Source organism: Kineococcus esterisolvens (assembly GCF_050871405.1).
Lineage (GTDB): Bacteria > Actinomycetota > Actinomycetes > Actinomycetales > Kineococcaceae > Kineococcus.
On record NZ_JBJLRI010000144.1, the window covers coordinates 1 to 1952 of the forward strand.

2 protein-coding genes and 1 pseudogene are annotated in these 1952 nt (G+C 75.4%); 2 read left to right on the forward strand and 1 reads right to left on the reverse strand.

Annotation, left to right across the window (positions count from 1 at the left end; genetic code table 11):
• A partial coding sequence (locus ACRYR8_RS21120; RefSeq protein ID WP_432486228.1) for an alcohol dehydrogenase catalytic domain-containing protein occupies window positions 1-196 on the reverse strand: 196 nt, incomplete at its 3' end.
• Window positions 197-276: 80 nt separating this feature from the next.
• Here ACRYR8_RS21120 and cysS point away from each other — a divergent pair.
• Together cysS and ACRYR8_RS21130 are read left to right on the forward strand one after the other, a co-directional pair.
• Window positions 277-1695 carry a cysteine--tRNA ligase gene (gene cysS / locus ACRYR8_RS21125; RefSeq protein WP_432486229.1) on the forward strand — a complete coding sequence of 473 codons (1419 nt, stop codon included), beginning with the start codon at window positions 277-279 and terminating at the stop codon, window positions 1693-1695.
• Window positions 1695-1952: pseudogene (locus ACRYR8_RS21130) on the forward strand (hypothetical protein); the annotation flags it as partial. The gene cysS and the pseudogene ACRYR8_RS21130, both read left to right, overlap by 1 nt.

The window sequence follows — 1952 nt, forward strand, 5'->3', positions numbered from 1 at the left end:
CGGCCTCGTGGCCCAGCAGGAAGGGGAACTCGTCGGTGATGCCGCCCTCGCGGTAGTGCAGGTCGGTGTGGCAGACCCCGCACGCGGCGACGTCCACCACCACCTCCCCGGCGATCGGCTCGGGCACCACGATGTCCGCCGTCTCGACGGGAGCGCCCTTGCTGCGGGAGATGATCGCGGGAACGGTCCAGGCCATGCGCCGACCTTAGTCGAGGAGCCCGACGGCGGCCTCGGCGATCGGTCGGCGAGCTCACGCCCGGCCGGTAGCCTGGCGGGGTGACCCTGCGCCTCCACGACAGCGCCGCCGGCGCGGTGCGCGACTTCGTCCCCCTGCAGCCCGGGCGGGTCGGCGTCTACGTCTGCGGCGCCACGCCGCAGGGCTCACCGCACCTGGGTCACGTGCGCGCGCAGGTCGCCTTCGACGTGCTGCGCCGCTGGCTGACCGCCACCGGTCACGAGGTGACGCTCGTGCGCAACGTCACCGACATCGACGACAAGATCCTCGCGAAGGCGGCCGAGGCGGGCGCGGAGTGGTGGGCGCACGCCCACCGGTTCGAGCGGGAGTTCTCCGCCGCCTACGACGCCCTGGGCGTGCTGCCGGCCACGGTGGAGCCGCGCGCCACCGGCCACGTGCCGGAGATGGTCGAGCTGATCGAGCGGCTGGTCGAGCGCGGTCACGCCTACCCGGCGGCCGACGGCTCCGGCGACGTCTACTTCGACGTCCGCTCCTGGCCGCAGTACGGCGAGCTGACGCACCAGCGCCTGGAGGACATGGAGCCGGCCGCCGACGCGGACCCCCGCGGCAAGCGGGACCCGCGCGACTTCGCGCTGTGGAAGGGCGCCAAGCCGTCCGAGCCGGCGAGCGCCTCGTGGGCCACGCCGTGGGGCCGAGGCCGGCCGGGCTGGCACCTGGAGTGCTCGGCGATGGCCGGGCGCTACCTCGGCCCGCGCTTCGACGTCCACGGCGGCGGCCTGGACCTGCGCTTCCCGCACCACGAGAACGAGCAGGCGCAGTCGCGCGCCGCCGGCGACGGCTTCGCGAACTACTGGCTGCACAACCACTTCGTGACGATGGCCGGCGAGAAGATGAGCAAGTCGCTGGGCAACGTCCTGGGCATCCCGAACCTGCTGCGGGAGCACCGCGCGGTGGTGCTGCGCTACTACCTGGTCTCCGCGCACTACCGCACGGCGCTGGAGTACTCGGGCACCTCCCTGCAGGAGGCGGAGGCTGCGTACTCGCGGCTGGAGGGGTTCGTGCGCCGCGCCGCCGAGCGGCTGGGCCCCGACGTCCCCGCGGGGGAGGTCTCCGCGGAGTTCGCCGCCGCGATGGACGACGACCTGGCCACGCCGGCGGCCCTGGCCTCGCTGCACGAGGCGGCACGGCGCGGCAACCAGGCGCTGGCCGACGGCGCGGACGAGCAGCTGCTCGCGGAGTCCCGGCAGGTGCGCGCCGGGCTGGGCGTGCTGGGGCTGGATCCGCTGAGCGAGCCGTGGGCCTCGCAGGCGGGGACCTCGGACGCCGCGCGCAGTGCGCTGGACGTCCTGGTGGGTGCACGACTGGAGGAGCGCGCGTCGGCCCGCGCCGCGCGCGACTTCGCGACCGCCGACGCGGTGCGCGACTCCCTCAAGGACGCGGGCATCGTGATCGAGGACACGCCCACCGGAGCCCGGTGGACGCTGGAAGGTGAGCAGTAGTGGCGGGCAACTCCCAGCGCCGAGGCGCTGTCAGCAAGGGCAAGAAGGGACCGTCCGTCGGGACCGGCGGCAAGAACCGCCGCGGGCTGGAGGGCAAGGGCCCGACGCCCAAGGCGTCCGAGCGCACGGGGCACCCGGCCGCGGCGCGTGCGGCCAAGGCCGCGCACCGCCGGGGCACGACCAAACCCCGCCCGGGCGGGGGGGGCGCCGGCCGGGGCGCGCCCCTCGTTACCGGGGCGTTACACGGGCTGGGCGGG